Source organism: Brevundimonas sp. GW821-FHT12E07, assembly GCF_058807035.1.
Map to the genome: position 1 here is coordinate 483,754 of NZ_JBXAQH010000003.1, position 15,784 is coordinate 499,537.

Below are 15,784 nucleotides of genomic sequence, written 5' to 3' on the forward strand. Positions count from 1 at the left end.
GCCATCATGTTCGCCAAGGTCGCCGCATTCGAATTCCGCTACCAGCTGCGCCAGCCGGCCTTCTGGGTCATCGCCATCATGTTCGCCCTGTTCGGCTTCGGCATGCTGGCCATTCCGAACGTCAACGTCAGCGCCGGCGGCAACGTGTTCAAGAACGCGCCGTACTTCCTGGCCGCGATCCACGTTTCAATGGCGCTCTTCTTCATGCTGGGCTCCACGGTGATCGTGGCCAATGTGATCGTGCGTGACGTCCAGTCAGGCTTCGGCCCCATCGTTCAGGCCACGCGGATGTCGAACTTCGACTATCTGTACGGCCGGTTCACCGGCGCCTTCCTGGCCACGGCCCTGTGCTTCGCCAGCGTGTCCATCGGCATGCTGGCCGGCACCCTGGCGCCCTGGATCGACCAGGAGACCATCGGGCCGTTCCGTCCGCTGGACTATCTCTACGCCTATGCGGTTCTGGGGCTGCCGGCGGTCTTCCTGACCTCGGCCCTGTTCTTCATGCTGGCCACCGCCACCAGGTCGATGATGGCGACCTATATCGGGGTCGTGGGCGTGCTGATCGCCTATCTGATCGCTTCGGGCGTCCTGGGCTCCAAGCCCGAGTTCGAGCACATCATGGCCTGGGCCGAACCGCTGGGCTCTTCCGCCTATGGGCTGGCGACCAAATACTGGACCCCGGCCGAGAAGAACACGATCAACCTGCCCCTGACCGGCATCTTCCTCTGGAACAAGCTGATCTGGACGGCGGTCGGCTTCGGCGTCCTGGCGGCGACCTACTGGCTCTATCAGCCGACCGGACGCGGCGCGAAGGCGGGCAAGGCCGACGCCCTGCGCAAGATCGTCGCCACTGCTCCGGCGCGCGAGCCGATCACCGGCGCCCTGCCCGCCGCCAGCCACGGCTGGGCCAGCGGCTGGACCCAGCTGCGCGCGCGCACGGCCTTCGAAATGGCCATGGTGTTCAAGAGCATCGCCTTCGTCATCCTGATGGTCTTCGCCTTCGGCTTCGCCGTGGTCGTGACCCTGGTCTCGGGCGAGATCTACGGCACGCCGGTCCTGCCGGTGACGCGGGTGATGATCACCGCGCTGCAGGGTTCGTTCGGCTTCGTGGCCATGATCGTGGCCATCTACTATTCGGGTGAGCTGGTCTGGCGCGACCGTGACCGCAAGATGCACGAGCTGATCGACGCCTCTGCGACGCCGGACTGGACCTTCCTCCTGCCCAAGACCCTGGCCCTGATCCTGGTTCTGGCTTCGATCCTGCTCGTCGGCGTGGTCGCCGGGATCGGCATCCAGGCCTTCAAGGGCTATTTCAACTTCGAGATCGACAAATACCTGCTCTGGTACGTCCTGCCCGTGACCATCCGCTTCGCCATGACCGCGGTCCTGGCCATCGTGGTGCAGTCGCTGTCGCCCAACAAGTTCGTCGGCTGGGCCGTCATGGTGGCCTATCTGATCTCGACCATCGTCATGTCGAGCATGGGGCTCGATCACGTCCTGTACCGCTACGGGACCGGCGTCGGCATGCCGCAGTCGGACATGAACGGCCTCGGCGACGCCTGGAAGTTCGCCCTGTGGACCAACGGCTATTGGGCGATGGGCGCGACCCTGCTGCTGGTGCTGGGCTACGGCCTGTGGCGGCGCGGGACCGAGACCCGCTACCTGCCGCGCTTCCAGCGCCTGCCGCATCGGCTGAAGGGACCCGCCGGCGTCGTCGGCGCCCTGGCCCTGGCCGCCTTCGTGGGTCTGGGCGGCTTCATCTATGTCAACACCAACGTCTGGAACACCTACCGGAACTCCGACGCCGAGGAGAAGCGATCGGCCGAGTATGAAAAGACCCTGCTGCGCTTCGAGACCACACCCCAGCCGACCATCGTCGACGTCAAGCTGGACCTCGACCTGCATCCCCATACGCCGCGTCTGGAGACGCGCGGCTCCTATGTGATCCAGAACAACACCGGCGCCCCGCTCGGCGAGATGCACCTGCGTTGGGTCGACGATCTGCAGATGAAGAACCTGACCGTCCAGGGCGCACGGATGGTGCGTGAGTGGAAGGAGTTCGACTACCGCATCTACCGCTTCGACACCCCGATGCAGCCGGGCGAGCGCCGCACCGTCAGCTTCGACACCGTGATGGAGCAGCGTGGCTTCAAGAACGACGGCAACATGACCCGGATCGCCGACAACGGCACCTTCGTGAACAATATGGAGTTCGCGCCGATCGTCGGGATGAGCCGCTCCGGCGGCCTGCTGACCGACCGGACCAAGCGCCGCAAATACGGCCTGCCGCCCGAACTGCGCCCGGCGAAGCTGGAGGACCTGTCCGCCACCCGCCGCAACTATATCGGCGCCGACTGGGTCAATACCGACATCACCGTCACAACCGACGCCGACCAGACGCCCCTGGCGCCGGGCTATCAGCGCTCGGACGTCACGAAGAACGGTCGCCGCACGGTCCGCTTCGTGACCGAGGCGCCGGTGCTTTACTTCATGTCGATCCAGTCGGCCCGCTACCAGATCGCACGTCAGAACCACAACGGCGTCGATCTCGTCGTCTATTACGACGCCCAGCACGCCCGCAACGTGCCCAGGATGATGCAGGCCCTCAGCGCCTCGCTGGACTACTACACCGCCCATTTCGCGCCCTATCAGTTCCGTCAGGCGCGGATCAGCGAGTTCCCCTACGGCTCCTTCGCCCAGTCCTATCCGAACACCTTCGCCTGGAGCGAGAACCTGGGCTTCATCGCCGACGTCTCCGATCCGGAAAAGGTCGACTACGTCACCTATGTCGGGGCGCATGAGTTCGCGCACCAATGGTGGGCGCACCAGATCATCGGCGCGGACATGCAGGGGGCGACGTCGCTGTCGGAGACCCTGGCCCAGTACTCGGCCCTGATGGTCATGGAGAAACTGTACGGCCCCAGCCAGATCCGCCGCTTCCTGAAGTACGAACTGGACGCCTATCTGCGCGGCCGCAGCACGGAGCGGCTGGAGGAGCTGCCGCTCGAGCGGGTCGAGAACCAGCAGTACATCCACTACCGCAAGGGGGCGATGGTCATGTACCTGCTGCGTGACCAGATCGGGGAGGAGGCGGTCAACCGCGCCCTGGCCTCGCTACTGCAGCGCTACGCCTTCCACTCCGCGCCCTACGCCCGGTCGGTGGACCTCGTGGCGGCCCTGCGCGCCAATGCCCCGGCCGACAAACAGGCCCTGATCACCGACCTGTTCGAGAAGGTCGCCCTCTATGACCTGAAGACGACCCAGACCCGCGCGGTGCGTCGCGCCGACGGCAAGTGGGACGTGACCCTGACGGTCGAGGCCAAGAAGCTCTACGCCAGCGGCAAGGGCGTCGAGACCGAGGCCCCGCTGAACGAAAGCATCGACATCGGTCTGTTCACCGCCGAGCCGGGCAAGAAGGGCTTTGATCGCCGGTCGGTGGTGGTGATGGAACGCCGCCCGCTGCATTCGGGCGTCCAGACCTTCCGCTTCGTCACGGCGGTCAAGCCGACCTTCGCCGGGGTCGACCCGTACAACAAATGGATCGACCGGACCTCGGACGACAATGTGAAGGCGGTGTCGTAGGGCTCACCCTCTCCCATAGGGAGAGGGTAGCTTCGGTTAGCCCAACGCCGCCCGCACGGCCGCCAGACCATCCTCGGCCTTGGACCCGTCCGGCGCGCCGCCCTGGGCGAAGTCGGCCTTGCCGCCGGCGCCCTGACCGCCCATGGCCAGCACCGCGGCGCGGGCCAGTTCAGCGGCGTTGACCTTGTCGGTCACGTCCGAGGTCGCGGCGACGGTGACCGCCGCCTTGCCGTCGGTGACGCCGATCAGGGCCACGACGCCCGAGCCGACCTGTTTGCGGAAGTCCTCGGCGACGCCGCGCAGGCCCTTGCCGTCGACGCCGTCAAGCACGCGGGCGATCAGCTTGATCCCGTTGATCTCTTCCGGAGCCGCCGATGCGCCCGAACCGCCGCCCAGGGCCAGCTGCTTCTTCAGGTCGGCGACCTGCTTCTCCAGCGCCTTGACCGAGGTCTGCAGGCTTTCGACGCGCGCCGGGACGTCCAGAGGCTGGACCTTGAAGCCCTGGGCCAGCCCCTTGGCCACGCCGGCCTGGGCCAGCAGATACTGACGCGCGGCCTCGCCGGTCAGGGCCTCGATACGGCGCACGCCCGCGGCGACGCCGGTCTCGGAGATGATCTTGAACAGGGCGATGTCGCCGGTGCGAGCCACGTGGGTGCCGCCGCACAGTTCGACCGAGAAGGCCTTGGCCTCATCCGTTAGCGAACGGCCCAGCGTCAGGACGCGGACCTCGTCGCCGTACTTCTCGCCGAACAGGGCCACGGCGCCCGCATCGATGGCGTCCTGCGGCGTCATCAGCTTGGTTTCGGCTGGGATGTTCTGACGGATGACGGCGTTGACCTCGTCCTCCATCGCCGCCAGCTCGGCCTCGGTCACCGGGGCGTTGTGGCTGAAGTCGAAGCGCATGCGGTCGGCGTCGACCATCTGGCCCTTCTGGGCCACGTGGGCGCCCAGCACATGCGACAGGGCCGCGTGCAGCAGGTGGGCGGCCGAGTGGTTGGCGCGGGTGGTCAGGCGCTTCTCGGGCGAGACGCGCAGCTGGACCCGGGTCCCGATCTCCAGCGTGCCCGCCGTGATCTCGATGCGGTGGGCATAGAGGTCGCCGCCGTGCTTCTGGGTGTCCAGCACCGTGCCGGCCCCTTCGGCCCATTCGATCTCGCCCTGATCGCCGGCCTGACCGCCGCCCTCGCCGTAGAAGGAGGTCTGATCGAAGACGATCTCGGCCGTCTGGCCGGCCTCGACGCGGTCGACGGACTCGCCGTTGTGCACCAGGGCCAGGACCTCGCCCGAGGCGTCGACGCTGTCATAGCCGGTGAAGACGGTCGGCCCGAGGCGGTCGCGCAGGGCCAGCCATTCGCCGGCGTTGGCCGACTGGCCCGAACCCTTCCAGTTGGCGCGGCCGCGCTCGCGCTGCTCGGCCATGGCTTCCTCGAAGCCGTCGACATTGACCGAATAGCCGCGACGGCGCGCCTCGTCCTGGGTCAGGTCGAGCGGGAAGCCGTAGGTGTCCGACAGGGTGAAGGCGGTCTGGCCATCCAGCATGTCGCCGGGCTGGAAGCCCTGAACGGCGGTGTCGAACAGGGCCATGCCGCGGCCCAGGGTGGTGCGGAAGCGGATCTCTTCCTGCTTCAGCGTGTCCTCGATGAAGGCCTGGGCGCGGCCGAGCTCGGGATAGGCCTCGCCCATCTCCGACACCAGGGTCGGCACCAGACGGTGCATCAGCGGGTCCGAAGCGCCCAGCAGGTGGGCGTGGCGCATGGCGCGGCGCATGATCCGGCGCAGGACGTAGCCGCGGCCCTCGTTCGACGGCGTCACCCCGTCGGCGATCAGGAAGGATGACGAGCGCAGGTGGTCGGCGATGACCCGGTGGCTGCCGGCCTGCTCGCCCAGCGCCTTCGTCGAGGTCGCCTCTTCGGAGGCCGCGATCAGGGTGCGGAACAGGTCGGTCTCGAACACCGAATGCACGCCCTGCAGCACGGTCGTCATCCGCTCCAGACCCATGCCGGTGTCGACCGAGGGCTTGGGCAGTTTGCGAACGATCTCGTCGTTCTCTTTTTCAAACTGCATGAAGACGTTGTTCCAGATCTCCACATAGCGGTCGCCGTCCTCGTCGGGCGAGCCGGGAGGGCCCCCGGCGACCTTGTCGCCGTGGTCCCAGAAGATCTCGGTGCAGGGGCCGCACGGACCGCTGTCGCCCATGGCCCAGAAATTGTCAGAGCCGGCGATGCGGATGATCTTGTCGTCGGAGAATCCGGTGACCTTCTTCCAGATCGCGGCGGCCTCATCGTCATCAATATAGACGGTGACCAGCAGGCGCTTGGGATCCAGACCGAAGTCCCTGGTCACCAGATTCCAGGCGCGATCGATCGCGTGTTCCTTGAAATAGTCGCCGAACGAGAAGTTGCCGAGCATTTCGAAGAAGGTCAGGTGGCGCGCCGTATAGCCGACGTTGTCCAGGTCGTTGTGCTTGCCGCCCGCGCGGACGCATTTCTGAGAGCTGGTGGCGCGCGGATATGGCGGCGTGGCGGCGCCGGTGAAATAGTCCTTGAACGGCACCATGCCGGCGTTGACGAACATCAGCGTCGGGTCGTTCTGCGGCACCAGCGGGGCCGACTGGACCTTGGCGTGACCATCGGCCGCGAAGAAGTCGAGGTAGGTCGAACGGATCTGCTTCAGGGTCGTGGTCATGGGGCGTCTCGGGGCGGTCTATTACACAGGCGTCGGAATACAGCCGGGTCGCACGCGTCGAACAGGCGGAACGGGCGTCATATAGGGGTTTTGGCGCCGACGCATCACCCTGTTGCGCGATGGCGCCGGACCTCAGCTGAGCGGCAGGACGTGGGGCGCGACGACGATGCCGTCCTCGTCGCTGTAGAGCCACTGGCCGGGGGCGAAGGTCACCCCGCCGAAGGTCACCGGGATATCGGCCTCGCCCGCGCCGGTCTTGGCGCTCTTGGCCGGATTGGTTCCCAGGGCCTTGAGGCCGAGGTTCAGGGCGCCGATGGCGACGCGGTCGCGGATCGCGCCGTTGACCACCACGCCCGACCAGCCGTTCTCGACCGCCAGACCCGCGATGATGTCGCCGACCAGGGCCCGGTTCAGCGAGCCGCCGCCGTCGATGACCAGAACCGCCCCCTCGCCCGGCGAGGACAGGGTCGACTTCACCAGGGCGTTGTCTTCGAACACCTTCAGCGTCCGGATCGGGCCGTGGAAGCGGGCGCGGCCGCCGAGATTGCGGAACTGCAGCGGGCAGGAGGCCAGCAACGCCTCATGGGCGTCGATCAGGTCGGCGGTGGCGGGGGACGCAACCGAGTGAGAGGCTTCAGGCATGGGGGCGCTCCGGGAGGAGGGCGCACTCTGCCGGGCGCGCGGGGAGGCGGCTAGTCCTCGATCTCGTCGTCACCGTCTTCGACGATGGCGTCATCATCGGCCGAGATGAGGGCGTCGAGGGCCTCGATGATGGCGTCCAGCTGTTCGGCGGTGGCCTCGACGGTGATCATCCCGCCCTTGTCGCCGCCGATTTCCAGCAGATAGCCGTCGTCGGTTTCGGCCAGGTTGAACTGGGCCAGCTTCTGGATGGGGGCGACCATGGCGCTCTCCGGTAAGCGATTGAACTCAGGCCTTTGCGCCTAGCATCCGCGAGGCGGTGAAGGCGAGGGCCAGGCCGAACAGGATGTGGGCCACAAGGCCGAGGCCGAGCATGACGGCGGTCGGCGCGTGGCGTTCAGGCGCGTTGGACAGGGGCACGACGATGGCGTTCATGATGCCGTAGACGCAGACGCCGAACACCGGCCCGGCGATCAGCGGCTTCTTCAGCAGCACCGGCGCCTGACCGGCGGCGAGTACGAAGATGGCTGCAAAGATGATGGCGATAGCGAAGTGGGACACGAGACCCAGCCCCGCCGCCGGAAGCCCGCCCTTGAACGACGCCTTGCCCAGCCAGCCGCTGGCCACCGACTGCAGGATCACCATCGGCGTCGCCGGGCGATAGATGACGAAGGCGGTCAGGATATCCGCCGCCCCGCCCGCGAGACCCGCGAGCAGGATGGCGATGGGCTTGCTGGACATAGGTCGGTCCCCCTCGTGGCGACCAGGATGGTCTGCCGATTGTCGCCAAGGTCAAGGGGCGGGTGCCGACGCGGTCGCGGGGAGCTAGCAAACGCCACAGTGGATAAACCCGGGATAGATAAAACCACAGATTGCCAATCTGTGATTGTCGGGAGACCGTTCACACGCACAAGCCGTGCGGTTCACAGGAGGGTTCGATGAGGATGCGTATGTTCGGCGCCATCTCGGCGGGTTTGATGATGGCGGCTTCGCTTGGGGCCGCAGCGCCGGCTCCCGCGGCTCCGGCGCCCGTGGCGGCGGTTTCGATCGCGGCGGCGGCCGTCGCCTTCCAGCAGTATTATCCGGGGCCTGGAATCTACTGCAGCCCGGACATCAACGGCTGCGCCCCGATCGCCTACAGCTACGAGGTCTATTCGGACGCGGCCCTGACCGATCTGATCGCCACCGGGTCGGACAGCTGCGTGAGCGGGATCGGGGGAACGGTCTATGTCACCAGCCCGCAGCTCCCCTCGGGCTACGAGGTCAAGACCCAGATGTACGTCTGCACCAGCATGGGCCCTTATCTGCCCTGGGACTGGTGATCAGGCGGGCCTGACGGACGAATGAAAAGGCCATCTGACCGGATCGGTCAGGCGGCTGGTCCGGCCGGTCCGCGGGATCGGCGCCCAGAGAAAAAGGGCCGCCTCGCTGACGCGGGGCGGCCCTTGCTCACTCCGGCCCGAGCCCCGCGGGGTCGGCGGCGGGTCGCGGGGACCAGCCGGAGGGAGTGTCTCTTGAGATTTACCGCCCCAGCCCCCGACAATGACGTCCGTTGAGGGGCTGGGTCCCCGCCTGCGCGGGGATGAGCGGAATGATCAGCCTTCCAGATCCTGGCCTTCGTCCGGCTCGGGCGTACCCAGCAGGTCGTCGGCGATCTTGTTCTGCGACTTGCGGACCTTGTCCTCGATGGCGTCGGCCATGTCGGGGTTGGCCTTGAGGAAGGCGCGGACGTTCTCGCGGCCCTGACCGATGCGGGTCGAGTCATAGGAGAACCAGCTGCCCGACTTCTCGATCACCCCGGCCTTGACGCCCAGGTCGATGACCTCGCCCAGCTTAGAGATGCCCTCGCCGTACATGATGTCGAAGATGACCTCGCGGAACGGCGGGGCGACCTTGTTCTTGACCACCTTGACCCGGGTGGTGTTGCCCGTGACCTCGTCGCGGTCCTTGATCGCGCCGGTGCGGCGGATGTCCAGACGGACCGAGGCGTAGAATTTGAGCGCATTGCCGCCCGTCGTCGTTTCCGGCGAGCCGTACATGACGCCGATCTTGTGACGGATCTGGTTGATGAACAGGACGATGCACTGGGTCTTGTTGATCGAACCCGTCAGCTTGCGCAGGGCCTGCGACATCAGGCGGGCCTGAAGACCCGGCAGGCTGTCGCCCATCTCGCCCTCGATTTCGGCGCGGGGCGTCAGCGCCGCGACCGAGTCGACCACCACGATATCGACGGCGCCGGACCGGACCAGGGTGTCGACGATTTCCAGCGCCTGTTCGCCGTTATCGGGCTGGGAGACCAGCAGTTCGTCGAGGTTGACGCCCAGCTTCTGGGCGTAGGACGGATCCAGCGCATGTTCGGCGTCGACGAAGGCGGCGGTGCCGCCCGCCTTCTGGATCTCGGCCACCGTGTGCAGGGCCAGGGTCGTCTTGCCCGAAGATTCAGGGCCGAAGACCTCGATCACCCGACCGCGCGGCAGACCGCCGATGCCGAGCGCGATGTCCAGACCCAGCGAGCCGGTCGAGACCGAGGGGATGACCTCGGCGACGCCGTTCTTGCCCAGTTTCATCACCGAGCCCTTGCCGAAGGCGCGATCGATCTGCGCGATCGCCGCCTCCAGGGCGCGCTGCTTGTCGCCGTCTTCCTTGCCCACCAATTTCAATGCCGCCTGCGAAGCCATTTTACCGCTCTCCCTTGCCATGATTCCCATCGATTGCCTGGGAGAGACCCGCCGTGGACCCGCTCCCTGTGAACAGATGTAGAACACGCTTTCGGGGTGTTGCCAAGGTGTTCTTGAGAACATCAGTAGAACGTTTTCCGGCCATACGACCGATTTTGACGCCATGCTGCAGCACCGAAATTGCAACCGTGACCGCCGCGGATCGTTAACGAGGGCATGACCTGCCATCACGAGCCGCATGAACACGACTACCGCGCCGCAACCGCCTCGGGCGATCTCGCGGCCTTCCTGCATCGCCATAACCGCCCGCTAATCCTGATCGGCGCGGCCGTCGCGGCGGTGCTTTTGCTGATCGTGATCTGACGGATCAACCCACCGAGGTCGGGGCGTCCATCGGCTCGGCGAACCTGGCCGTCATCGACACCCCGCAGGCGAAAATCAGACAGGCGGCCGCGCATCCGGCTAGGGCGCGCGCCACCTGTGGCGGGGCAAGCGGGCGGACGAACATCAGGATCAGCAAGCCGAGGGGGACCAGGACGCCGGGCAGGTCCATGCCGATGCCGAGGAAGACCGGATGGGCCAGGCTGACGATCCAGCCGCCGCCGATAACGGTGACCAGCGCCGCAGGGACCATCGAGGCTTTCGACACCAGACGCGCCCCGATCAGGGCCGACAGGGCCGCCGCGAACGCCGCCGCCAGCGCCGGCCAGACCAGCAGGAAGGCCGCTTCCGGCGCGACGGCCTGAAGTCCGGCGCCGAGCAGGCCGATCAGCAGGATCAGGCCCAGCCAGCCGCCCCAGACGGTGCGCGGTGCGGCCTGCGACCAGAGGCTGAGGCCCACGGCGATGACGGTCGCGCCGGTCAGGACCGGGTTGAAGCCCCCCATGACGGTGGCCAGCAGGGTCGCGGCGACGACCACGCCCGCCAGCACCCGGCGCCCGACGACATCGCGTCCGGCCAGCGCCGCCAGGGCGACGGCGAGAACGGTCAGGGCGACGCCGCCCTCGATCCACGGCAGCCGCCGCAGCAGGACATAGTAGGTGTCGGCCGAGGCCACCCGGGTGGAGATCGGACCGGCCAGCAGCCGCACGGCCTGGGCCAGGGCGAGGCCGGTGGTCAGCAGCCACAGCCCCCCGAGCAGGCCGCGCCCGACGTCTGCGGCGGAAAGGGCCGTGGCGTGACGCCCGCCCCAGAAGGCGAACAGGAACAGGGCCGCCGTGATCGCCAGCAGGATCCAGCCCGTCGTCGGGGCGTGGGCGACGATCAGATGGTCGAGGACGTCGGCATAGACCCGGCTCTCGCCGGCGGCGGGCAGGGCGGGGGCGCGCAGCAAGGCGTCGGTCGCCTCCAGCGCCTGGGAGCCGATGTGCTGGACGCTGCCCTGATCCAGCGCATCCGGGGTCGAGGTCGGGGAGTGGTACTGGGCCGGGCGGCCGATGAAGGCGAGGTTGATCCCCGGCAGCCCCTGTTTGCGCGGCACGGTGAAGTCGGTGCCGTTGGGCATCAGGGCATAGATCAGCACCGCCAGTGAATTGCTGGTCGCGCCGCCGTCGGCCCTGGCCGCCGCCCGGGTGAACAGGTCGATGGTCTGGCGGTTGCCGGGGCCGGTCTCGAACATCATGGCGCGGCCCCCGCCGCCCCGGGCCTCCAGATTGACGATGGCCCCGGCGTGGGCGCGTAAGGGATGGCTGGTGAAGAAGTTGCGGGCGCCGTCCAGACCCAGCTCCTCACCGTCGGTGATCAGGACGATCAGGTCGCGGTCGGCCTGACCCCGCGCCTTGATGGCCCGCACCGCCTCCAGAATGGCGGCGACCCCCGCCGTGTCGTCGGCGGCGCCCGGCGACTTCGCGACACTGTCATAGTGGGCCATCAGGACCACGGTGGGCTTGGTCGGATCACGACCGGGCAGGACGCCGACCAGGCTGATCGCCGGCTTCGACGGATCGAGGCCCCATCGCGTCAGCCGCTTCATGGCGGCCTCGCCCAAGGGGCCAGAGTGGGTGGTGGGGTTCAGACCCAGCGCCGTCATCCGCCCGAACAGATAGCCGCGAACCGCCTCATGCTCGGGCGAACCCAGCGGGTGCGGCTTGGCGGCGATGATGCGCACATCGGTCATGGCGCGCGCGGTCGAGAAGGCGGTTGCGGGCGTCTCCGGTCCTCTGGGCGACGGCGTCTGCAGGGCGATGACGCCGATGAACAGCGCAAGCGCCAGCGAGCCGAGAAGCAGGGCGAGCCGCATGATGATCCCCTCCGATCAGAAAGGAGACTGTAGGTGGGCGGACGAGGGTTTGGGAAGCGGGTTCGCCTTGCGCAGGCGAACAGAAATCAGGCCGCGCGGCTGAGCGCGGACGGCGCCTTCACGAACAGGCCGCGGCGGCCGTTCACGGGACGGAAGGCGACCGTGTCCCCGTCCAGCCGCTCGTCGGCGCCGAGGAACAGGCAGCCGTCGTCGACCAGACGCCGCTCCAGCCCCTCGATGACCATGCCGCGCTTGGCCGGGTCCATGTCGTTGAGGACGTTGCGGCAGAAGATGACGTCGAAGCGCGGCGCGCCCGCGATCGGTTCGTCAAGCAGATTGGCGCGCTCGAACTGCACGACCCCTCGCAACGCGTCGCGGGCGGCCCACTGTTCGTCGGCCGGCTCGAACCAGCGCAGCATGGCCGAGGCGGACAGGCCGCGCTGGATCTCGAAGGTGGTGTAGCTGCCGGCCCGGGCCCGCTCGATCGCGCGCTGCGACAGGTCGGTGGCGATGATCTCGACATTGGCGCCGGCCTCCAGCCCGCCCATGGCCAGGGACCAGGCCTCCTGACCGTTGGAGCAGCCGGCCGACCAGACGCGCACCAGCCCGTTTTCGCGCACCCGGCCGATCGCGGGCAGAAGTTCGCGGGTGAAGGTGTCGAACGGCGCCCGGTCGCGGCGGAACCAGGTCTCGGGGTTCAGCATCGTCTCGATGACGGCCCAGCCCAGGGAGGCGACCGGCTTGGCCCACAGGGCGCTCAGCAGGGCGTCGACGCTGTCGAAGCCTTCGCGGCGGGCCACAGGGGCGAGGCGGTGTTCGGCAAGATGAATCCGGTCGCGCGTCAGGCGGAAGCCGGCCCGGGAGGCCAGCAGCGTCTGGAGGCGTTCGAAATCTTCCTGGGTCATGGCGTATTCAGAAGACGTCCTCAGACGGCCCCCACCTCCGCCAGCTTGGATTGCAGAATCTCGCCGTCGAACGGCTTCATCACATAGTCGTCGGCGCCGGCCGCCAGGGCCTCGGCGATCCGCTCGGGCGCGGTCTCGATGGTGCAGAACAACACCTTGGGCGTGCCGCCGCCGGGCTGGGCGCGCAGGCGGCGCAGGAAGGTCAGGCCGTCCATGACCGGCATGTTCCAGTCCAGCAGGACGATGTCGGGCATGACCGAGGCGCAGTAGGACAGGGCCTCGGCGCCGTCGGCGGCCTCGTCGACCTCGAAGCCCAGCCCCTCCACGATGCGCCGCGCGACCTTCCGGATGATCCGGCTGTCGTCGACGATAAGGCAGGTTCTGGCGTCCAAGTCCGGGGTCTCCAGCCGGGCCCTAAGCGCCCGCACTTCAAGGTTATTATCGCTTTACGCCGGTTAACGAGCCGTTGGGAAAAGGGATTAAACGGGCATCCGGGCGACCAGCGCTACCCGGCCTTCCTCGGCGATGACGCTCAGGCTGCCGCCGGCCTCATGGGCGGTCAGCCACAGCCAGTAGGGCTGGATCCACTGACCGGCGAGGCCCTCCTTCAGCCGCTCGCCCGACAGTCCGGTGATGGCCTCGGGCTTCAGCCGGGCCCGGGCGCCCTCGGCCAGGCCGGTCAGGATCAGCATATCCCCGTCGCGGCGGCTGGTGATCACCGCCTCGCCGCCCGAGGGCAGGGCGCCGGCGGTCAGATAGGCGAGGTTGAGCAGGGCCCGCGCCGAGGGCTTGTCGAAGTCCGTCTCCGACACCCGCCAGTCCATGGTCGCCCGTCCGCCCTCGATCATCCCCGCGACCAGGCCCTTGAGCTCGTCGCCGGTGAACCGCTCGCTGGTCGTCGCCGCGCCGAACGCCACCCGGCAGAAATAGACGAGGGCCAGAAGCTTGGAGGCGCTCTGGGTGATCAGGCCGAGCGCGTCGTCGCGCATATCGGCGGCCGAGGGATCGTTGAGCAGGTCCAGACCCGAATTGATCGCCCCGGCCGGGCTGACGAAGTCGTGGCACAGCTTGGCGGCGATGAAGGCGGCCAGTTCGGCGCCCGAGAGTTCGGCGTTTACGTCAACGGTCAGATCGTCGGTCATGAAGCTTCTTTTTCGGCGCACGGAGAGATGGTTGGGCAAACTGGGGTGATTTGCCGGTTCGCGAAACCGGTCGGATCGGCTATCGACCCGCCCCATGACCAAGATTCTGACGCAGGCCCTCGCTTCGGGCGCCCTGCACGACGCCATCGCCGACATCGCCGAAGAAGCCGCCCGGGTGATCCTGCCCTACTGGCGCTCCGGCGTGACGGTGACTGCCAAGTCCGACGACAGCCCCGTCACCCTGGCCGATCAACAGGCCGAGGCGCTCATTCTGGAGCGGCTGAACGCCCTCTATCCCGGCGTCCAGACGGTCGCCGAAGAGGCCGTGGCGGCCGACGGCGCGCCCGAGACGGCGGCCAAGCGCTTCTGGCTGATCGATCCGCTGGACGGCACCAAGGGCTTCGTGGCGGGCAAGGAGAGCTTCACCGTCAACATCGCCCTCATAGAGGACGGCGTTCCCGTCGCCGGGGTGGTCTCGGCGCCCGCGACCTCCACGACCTGGCGGCTCGGCCCCGACGGCGCCCAGCGCCGCCGCTTCGGCGAGGCCTGGACCACCATCAAGGTGCGCAACCGGCCGGAGGAGGGGATCGCCCTCCTGAGCCACAGCGTCACCGACGAAGAGGCCGCGCGTCTGGCCGCCCGCCATGGCTGCACCCAGTGGCAGGGTACAGACTCCTCCCTGAAATTCTGCCTGATCGCCGAGGGCCGTTTCGACGCCTATCCGCGCACCGGCCCGACCCATGAATGGGACACCGCCGCCGGTCAGGCCGTGCTCGAAGCCGCCGGCGGCCGCGTCCTCGGCGCCGACGGCCAGCGCATGGCCTACGGCAAGCCGGGCTTCAAAAACGGCGCGTTTGTCGCCATGGGCGGCTAGGCCACGCAGAGCGACCCGTCGCCGGAACGTCCGCGACGGGGTGGGAAGCGGACGCCGCCACGGCTAGGCTGAGCGCATGACCGAATACTCATGCTGGTTCTGCGACCGAGGGATCGAAAGGTCCGACGATGGGGCCATCCTCATAACGCTTGAGGGCCTGTGGCGTTGGCACGATGGGTCCCGAAGCGACGAAGACCCGTTTCAGCAAGTCTATGCGCATTCTTCCTGCGCGAAGCAGCGGCTGAAGGGGGCGATGATGGACATCGAGCCTTCGGTGTTCGGTGAAGAGGGCTAACGTCTGTGACGGGCCGGGGCTGTCAGCCAGGCGAAGGTCGCCGAAGCGGCTTCCTCAGCATCAGCCACGGTCTGGTAGAAACCCGAAGTCTCGGCGGGGATCCACCTCGGGCCGCCAAGCTCTGGAATGTCGGGCGCAGGGTCATACAGCCGCCACAAGGTGAAACGGCTCAAGCCGTGGTCGCCTTCCTCGACGGTCACTTCAAACTGCCCGTCGGGGCTCGCATGGCGCCGCCGCTCACGATATTCGGTCATGGCGTATCCGTAGCTCACCTTCGGAAACGCTCAACGTCTGCTGAGGGGTTGGAAGCGGACATTGAGGTCACGCCGATATGAATCCATCTTCGGCGCATGACCGAGCAGACATTCAACTTTCAACCCCGATGGAAAGAAGAGCTGCTTGTCAGTGGACCGGGCGGTTCGTTCATCCTCGAACTGCCCATGGGGGTTTTGTCAGCATACATTCCGACTGAAGCGGCGTGGCGAACCAAAGCGCCGTCTTGGGCAGTGGATCTTTGGCCGGTGTTGCGGTCCGAACTTGAGGTCTGGTGTCAGGCCAACAAGGCCAGACTCTTCGTGGATGAGACCGCTGGTGTCTGGTGACGCTGCCGATACCGAGTGCAAGAGAACGTCTGCGACGGGTCGATCTGCGCCGCCCACCCAGGCGACCCATGTCGCCGCGACGGTCTTTGATATGTCGAGGCAGCGGTTCAGGGTCTGTCAGCAGGACAGCCGGAATTTCGCAT

16 protein-coding genes are annotated in these 15,784 nt (G+C 67.4%); 6 read left to right on the top strand and 10 right to left on the bottom strand.

Going from position 1 to position 15,784, the window contains the following annotated elements:
- The first annotated feature begins 6 nt into the window (after nucleotides 1–6).
- Nucleotides 7–3,582, top strand: coding sequence for an ABC transporter permease/M1 family aminopeptidase (locus AC1ROD_RS14135; RefSeq protein WP_492948904.1), 3,576 nt, complete (start codon nucleotides 7–9; stop codon nucleotides 3,580–3,582).
- 36 nt (nucleotides 3,583–3,618) lie between these two features.
- On the opposite strand, the gene alaS is transcribed toward AC1ROD_RS14135, so the two are convergent.
- The 4 genes from alaS to AC1ROD_RS14155 all read right to left on the bottom strand — a co-directional run bounded on the left by alaS (nucleotide 3,619) and on the right by AC1ROD_RS14155 (nucleotide 7,647).
- The gene (gene alaS / locus AC1ROD_RS14140; RefSeq protein ID WP_492948905.1) at nucleotides 3,619–6,267 is read right to left on the bottom strand and encodes an alanine--tRNA ligase; all 2,649 of its coding nucleotides are present in this window, start codon (nucleotides 6,265–6,267) and stop codon (nucleotides 3,619–3,621) included.
- A 132-nt stretch (nucleotides 6,268–6,399) separates the two neighbouring features.
- The gene (rraA, locus tag AC1ROD_RS14145; RefSeq protein WP_492948906.1) at nucleotides 6,400–6,909 is read right to left on the bottom strand and encodes a ribonuclease E activity regulator RraA; all 510 of its coding nucleotides are present in this window, start codon (nucleotides 6,907–6,909) and stop codon (nucleotides 6,400–6,402) included.
- A 50-nt stretch (nucleotides 6,910–6,959) separates the two neighbouring features.
- Nucleotides 6,960–7,169, bottom strand: coding sequence for a hypothetical protein (locus AC1ROD_RS14150; RefSeq protein WP_492948907.1), 210 nt, complete (start codon nucleotides 7,167–7,169; stop codon nucleotides 6,960–6,962).
- 25 nt (nucleotides 7,170–7,194) lie between these two features.
- Entirely contained in the window at nucleotides 7,195–7,647 is a 453-nt protein-coding gene (locus AC1ROD_RS14155) for a hypothetical protein (RefSeq protein WP_492948908.1), read from the bottom strand.
- Nucleotides 7,648–7,844: 197 nt separating this feature from the next.
- On the opposite strand from AC1ROD_RS14155, the gene AC1ROD_RS14160 reads away from it, so the two are divergent.
- Nucleotides 7,845–8,228, top strand: coding sequence for a hypothetical protein (locus AC1ROD_RS14160; protein WP_492948909.1), 384 nt, complete (start codon nucleotides 7,845–7,847; stop codon nucleotides 8,226–8,228).
- A 273-nt stretch (nucleotides 8,229–8,501) separates the two neighbouring features.
- Here AC1ROD_RS14160 and recA read toward each other — a convergent pair whose 3' ends face one another.
- Entirely contained in the window at nucleotides 8,502–9,584 is a 1,083-nt protein-coding gene (gene recA, locus AC1ROD_RS14165) for a recombinase RecA (protein ID WP_207870722.1), read from the bottom strand.
- A 216-nt stretch (nucleotides 9,585–9,800) separates the two neighbouring features.
- Here recA and AC1ROD_RS14170 point away from each other — a divergent pair, with 216 nt between their 5' ends.
- Nucleotides 9,801–9,947, top strand: a complete 147-nt coding sequence (locus AC1ROD_RS14170; protein WP_492948910.1) for a hypothetical protein — start codon at nucleotides 9,801–9,803, stop codon at nucleotides 9,945–9,947.
- A gap of 4 nt (nucleotides 9,948–9,951) precedes the next feature.
- On the opposite strand, the gene AC1ROD_RS14175 is transcribed toward AC1ROD_RS14170, so the two are convergent.
- From AC1ROD_RS14175 to chpT, 4 genes are all read right to left on the bottom strand, one after another.
- Nucleotides 9,952–11,823: a M20/M25/M40 family metallo-hydrolase gene (locus AC1ROD_RS14175; RefSeq protein ID WP_492948911.1), complete on the bottom strand. Its 1,872-nt coding sequence runs from the start codon at nucleotides 11,821–11,823 to the stop codon at nucleotides 9,952–9,954.
- An 86-nt stretch (nucleotides 11,824–11,909) separates the two neighbouring features.
- Nucleotides 11,910–12,728 (bottom strand): CheR family methyltransferase, encoded by an 819-nt coding sequence (locus AC1ROD_RS14180; RefSeq protein ID WP_492948912.1) that lies wholly within the window; start codon nucleotides 12,726–12,728, stop codon nucleotides 11,910–11,912.
- A 20-nt stretch (nucleotides 12,729–12,748) separates the two neighbouring features.
- On the bottom strand, nucleotides 12,749–13,120 hold the full coding sequence (locus AC1ROD_RS14185) for a response regulator (RefSeq protein WP_492948913.1): 372 nt from the start codon (nucleotides 13,118–13,120) through the stop codon (nucleotides 12,749–12,751).
- Between the two features lie 87 nt (nucleotides 13,121–13,207).
- Entirely contained in the window at nucleotides 13,208–13,870 is a 663-nt protein-coding gene (gene chpT, locus AC1ROD_RS14190; protein ID WP_492948914.1) for a histidine phosphotransferase ChpT, read from the bottom strand.
- A 94-nt stretch (nucleotides 13,871–13,964) separates the two neighbouring features.
- Here chpT and cysQ point away from each other — a divergent pair, with 94 nt between their 5' ends.
- The gene (cysQ, locus tag AC1ROD_RS14195) at nucleotides 13,965–14,744 is read left to right on the top strand and encodes a 3'(2'),5'-bisphosphate nucleotidase CysQ (protein WP_492948915.1); all 780 of its coding nucleotides are present in this window, start codon (nucleotides 13,965–13,967) and stop codon (nucleotides 14,742–14,744) included.
- A gap of 76 nt (nucleotides 14,745–14,820) precedes the next feature.
- Nucleotides 14,821–15,039 carry a hypothetical protein gene (locus tag AC1ROD_RS14200; RefSeq protein WP_492948916.1) on the top strand — a complete coding sequence of 73 codons (219 nt, stop codon included), beginning with the start codon at nucleotides 14,821–14,823 and terminating at the stop codon, nucleotides 15,037–15,039.
- On the opposite strand, the gene AC1ROD_RS14205 is transcribed toward AC1ROD_RS14200, so the two are convergent.
- The gene (locus AC1ROD_RS14205) at nucleotides 15,036–15,293 is read right to left on the bottom strand and encodes a hypothetical protein (protein WP_492948917.1); all 258 of its coding nucleotides are present in this window, start codon (nucleotides 15,291–15,293) and stop codon (nucleotides 15,036–15,038) included. The genes AC1ROD_RS14200 and AC1ROD_RS14205 overlap by 4 nt on opposite strands.
- 96 nt (nucleotides 15,294–15,389) lie before the next feature.
- Between AC1ROD_RS14205 and AC1ROD_RS14210 the strand changes: the two genes are divergently transcribed.
- Complete coding sequence (locus tag AC1ROD_RS14210; protein WP_492948918.1) at nucleotides 15,390–15,641, top strand: hypothetical protein; 252 nt, start codon at nucleotides 15,390–15,392, stop codon at nucleotides 15,639–15,641.
- Nucleotides 15,642–15,784: the final 143 nt, after the last annotated feature.

Coding starts and splice junctions, on each gene's coding strand:
- AC1ROD_RS14170 (WP_492948910.1), top strand. CDS start 9,801: ATGACCTGCCATCACGAGCCGCATGAACACGACTACCGCGCCGCAACC.
- AC1ROD_RS14150 (WP_492948907.1), bottom strand. CDS start 7,169: ATGGTCGCCCCCATCCAGAAGCTGGCCCAGTTCAACCTGGCCGAAACC.
- AC1ROD_RS14155 (WP_492948908.1), bottom strand. CDS start 7,647: ATGTCCAGCAAGCCCATCGCCATCCTGCTCGCGGGTCTCGCGGGCGGG.
- alaS (WP_492948905.1), bottom strand. CDS start 6,267: ATGACCACGACCCTGAAGCAGATCCGTTCGACCTACCTCGACTTCTTC.
- AC1ROD_RS14135 (WP_492948904.1), top strand. CDS start 7: ATGTTCGCCAAGGTCGCCGCATTCGAATTCCGCTACCAGCTGCGCCAG.
- AC1ROD_RS14200 (WP_492948916.1), top strand. CDS start 14,821: ATGACCGAATACTCATGCTGGTTCTGCGACCGAGGGATCGAAAGGTCC.
- recA (WP_207870722.1), bottom strand. CDS start 9,584: ATGGCTTCGCAGGCGGCATTGAAATTGGTGGGCAAGGAAGACGGCGAC.
- AC1ROD_RS14205 (WP_492948917.1), bottom strand. CDS start 15,293: ATGACCGAATATCGTGAGCGGCGGCGCCATGCGAGCCCCGACGGGCAG.
- AC1ROD_RS14180 (WP_492948912.1), bottom strand. CDS start 12,728: ATGACCCAGGAAGATTTCGAACGCCTCCAGACGCTGCTGGCCTCCCGG.
- AC1ROD_RS14175 (WP_492948911.1), bottom strand. CDS start 11,823: ATGCGGCTCGCCCTGCTTCTCGGCTCGCTGGCGCTTGCGCTGTTCATC.
- AC1ROD_RS14160 (WP_492948909.1), top strand. CDS start 7,845: ATGAGGATGCGTATGTTCGGCGCCATCTCGGCGGGTTTGATGATGGCG.
- chpT (WP_492948914.1), bottom strand. CDS start 13,870: ATGACCGACGATCTGACCGTTGACGTAAACGCCGAACTCTCGGGCGCC.
- cysQ (WP_492948915.1), top strand. CDS start 13,965: ATGACCAAGATTCTGACGCAGGCCCTCGCTTCGGGCGCCCTGCACGAC.
- rraA (WP_492948906.1), bottom strand. CDS start 6,909: ATGCCTGAAGCCTCTCACTCGGTTGCGTCCCCCGCCACCGCCGACCTG.
- AC1ROD_RS14210 (WP_492948918.1), top strand. CDS start 15,390: ATGACCGAGCAGACATTCAACTTTCAACCCCGATGGAAAGAAGAGCTG.